Annotated in this window: 3 protein-coding genes; all 3 read left to right on the forward strand. The window is 37.3% G+C overall.

What is annotated here, in order from left to right; genetic code table 11:
- Positions 1–486: Rpn family recombination-promoting nuclease/putative transposase (locus GO685_RS04510; RefSeq protein ID WP_175937757.1), on the forward strand; the 486-nt coding region annotated here is incomplete at its 5' end.
- Between the two features lie 7 nt (positions 487–493).
- Positions 494–1,510, forward strand: a complete 1,017-nt coding sequence (locus tag GO685_RS04515) for an Mrp/NBP35 family ATP-binding protein (RefSeq protein WP_175937758.1) — start codon at positions 494–496, stop codon at positions 1,508–1,510.
- Between the two features lie 51 nt (positions 1,511–1,561).
- On the forward strand, positions 1,562–2,725 hold the full coding sequence (gene ubiH / locus GO685_RS04520; RefSeq protein ID WP_175937759.1) for a 2-octaprenyl-6-methoxyphenyl hydroxylase: 1,164 nt from the start codon (positions 1,562–1,564) through the stop codon (positions 2,723–2,725).
- Positions 2,726–2,886 lie beyond the last annotated feature (161 nt).

The following is a 2,886-nucleotide window of genomic DNA, read 5'->3' on the forward strand; positions in this document are numbered from 1 at the left end:
TTTGTTCTATTTCCTAATAAACCAGAGTACAAATCTGATCACGTTACTCTTGATCAGAAAACCTTCGAACATGACCTGGAGGATTTTGGTTTTACTTTCATAGAACTACCGAAATTTCCAAAAACAAAAGAGGATCAACTAGAAAGCATAGTTGAAAAATGGTGTTATTTTTTCAGATATGCAAATGAGACTAGTGACGAGGATTTGAGAAAAATAGTAGGCAATGATGAGATTATCGGCAGGGCTTATGATGAGTTGAACCAATACAATTGGAGTGAAGAAGAGCGTTTTACGTATAATCAAGATAAGAAACGTGAAGATGACAATTTATCCTGCCTTAACCAAAAATTTGATGAAGGTATGGAGAAAGGAAAAATTGAAGTTGCAAGAAACCTACCTAAGGCTGGCATCTCTATTGATATTATCTCTCAAACAACTGGCCTTCCCCAAGCTGAAATTAAACAACTTCAGGAAGAAATCACCTAAAGGCCTAATGATCAACAAAGAAGTTGTAAGAGAGAGCTTAAAAAAAGTCATAGAGCAAAAAAGTGGTAAAAATGTAATCGCTCTTGGCACAATATCCTCAATTGTTATTAAGGGCAGAGATGTTGGTTTTGCGCTTGAGATTTCCGGTAACACACAAGCAAATGAAGAATTAAGAAGAAATTGTGAAAAGGCTGTTAAAGCTATACCAGGGGTAGGGAAAGTGACAGCGGTTGCTACTGGTCAGAAGCAAGCTGAACAACAAAGAGCTAAACTACATATCAAGGGAGTGAAGAATATAATTGTTGTTGCCTCTGGTAAAGGAGGTGTGGGTAAATCCACGGTTGCACTAAATCTCGCCTTTTCACTGGCAAAATTAAAGCGCAAAGTTGCACTAGTTGATGCAGATATATATGGTCCTTCGATTCCCAAAATGCTTGGTGCTGAGGAATTAAAGCCAAAGATACATGATGGCAAAGCAATGCCTATAGAGAAGCATGGGTTGCATACTATTTCAATCGGCTATTTTATCGATAAAGGTCGTGCAGCAATATGGCGTGGACCTATGATCACGAAAGCACTTTACAATTTGCTAATGGGAACGGGATGGTCCGATATAGAGTACTTGATAGTTGATACGCCACCTGGAACCGGTGATGTGCATTTAAGTCTGATGGAGAATTTTAACTTAACCGGGGCGATAATAGTCTCAACTCCACAGGAGCTTGCTTTGATCGAAGCTTGTAAAATTTACGATATGTTTACAAAACTTAGCGTGCCGATTATTGGCACCGTGGAAAATATGAGCTATTTTACTCAAGACAACTCAAAAATATATATATTTGGAAAAGATGGCGCAAAAAAAATGTCTGAAGAGTTAGGAATCAAACTTCTGGGCAGAGTTCCTTTAGATCCACAAATATGCCATGCTTCTGATTGTGGAAATCCTTTAATGCTAAGTGAAGGTTTAGCAGGGATTTATGAAAACATTGCTAAGGATGTTGAGTCTTTTTTAAATGGTCTATAAAGACTATTTAAACTATTTTTAAAACAGATAAAATGTAATTTCAGGGTTAGCGTGAATAAAACGAATTATGATGTAATCATTTCAGGTGGCGGGTTGCTTGGTCTTATTACTGCTATTGGCCTAAGTAATGACTCTGTGTCTGTAGCTGTGATTGAGAAAAATAGTTTACCACGCGTAATTGATGACAATCGAGCATTTGCTATTTCTCAGGGATCGAAGAAAATACTGGAAAAATTAGGGATTTGGCAGTTCATAGAGAGCAAAGCTGAACCAATACTTGATATATGCATACTAGATGGAAATAGTCCGGTTACTGTGCATTATGATCATAAAATGGTCGGTGAAGAGCCAATGGGCTATGTTATCAATAACGCTACCATATGGAGTGCAATCAATAATAATTTTTTGAATAAACTGAATATATACTCTCCGCATTCTTGTAAAACAATTGCTTGTGATGGGGGATTTATGGAAGTTACTCTTGACGATAATCGGCAATTAATATCATCGCTACTTATCTGCGCTGAAGGTAAAAACTCCAAACTACCGGAGTTATTTTCTATACCAGTAATAAAATTTGATTATAAACAAAGTAGTATAGTATTTAATGTAGAACATGAACTGCACTACCGAAACTTAGCTGTGGAGCGGTTTTTTCCCGGTGGTCCATTTGCGATTCTGCCGATGAAGGGTGGTCATACTTCTTCGATAGTTTGGACAGAAAAATCTGAAATTTCAAAAATGCTGATGAGCTTATCTGAAAAGGAGTTTATCGCAGAACTCAAAAAAAGATTTGGATCTTACTCGGGAGAAATAAAATTAGAGGGTGAAAGAAAATCTTATCCTTTAAGCTTTGCTTTTGCAAAAAAGCTGCATAAAGGCAGAGTTTTGCTTATTGGCGATTCGGCCCATTCGATTCATCCAGTTGCAGGACAGGGGCTTAATCTTGGAATTAGAGACGTAGAAAGTGTTATAAGACACATAACTGCTGCAAAAGCGTCTGGTATTGACGTTGGCAGTAGTTACCTGCTGAAGAGAATTTCACGCGATAGATGCTTTGATAATTTTACCATGGCGCTTACAACTGATGGGTTAAATAGGGTATTTTCCAACAGAATATTCTGCGCTAAAGTACTGAGAAATCTTGGTTTAATGGTAGTTGAAAATTCAAGTTTCCTCAAAAAATACTTCATACGCCACGCTATGGGGCTATAGAAACGAAAAAAACTACTTGACAACCTTCGCCGACTCCCTTATTATAGTATTGGAGCTATTCATTTAGCTTCAATCTGTGCAGATTAAACGACGAAAGTATCACGGTTGGCGTCTTATGTTTAATTTTTTGCACTATGTGCACCTCATGTCTTTATTAATTT

The organism is Wolbachia endosymbiont of Madathamugadia hiepei (assembly GCF_013366855.1).
GTDB lineage: Bacteria > Pseudomonadota > Alphaproteobacteria > Rickettsiales > Anaplasmataceae > Wolbachia.